This window comes from Priestia sp. SIMBA_032 (assembly GCF_046535215.1).
GTDB classification, from domain to species: domain Bacteria; phylum Bacillota; class Bacilli; order Bacillales; family Bacillaceae_H; genus Priestia; species Priestia aryabhattai.
In genome coordinates, this window is sequence record NZ_JAWRXD010000722.1 from 1 (window position 1) to 269 (window position 269).

Below are 269 nucleotides of genomic sequence, written 5' to 3' on the forward strand. Positions count from 1 at the left end.
GTTCGAGTTGCTGCGTTGCGTTGGTTGCCAGTTTGGCGGCACAGGCAACGCCGACATCAGCGCGTCGTCGGCTTCAGCGGCCCACACCTTCGTGGCGACGGTCAGCTTGGACTCAGAGAAGTGAGCTCTCAAGACAAAGAAGGTCTTCGGGTCGTCAGTTACGATGACTGCTCCGGTATCCGCGAAGCCATTGGCACGTGCGAAATGGAGAAAGTCAGGGATGCGCTTAACCGCCGAGTAGTTCGTGCGAGTCGCAGCTTGGGTGGCAT

1 protein-coding gene is annotated in these 269 nt (G+C 58.7%); it reads right to left on the reverse strand.

Annotated features, from left to right (window positions below):
- Window positions 1-269 (reverse strand): hypothetical protein (locus SB717_RS36180; protein ID WP_410907828.1); only part of this gene is annotated, 269 nt, incomplete at both ends.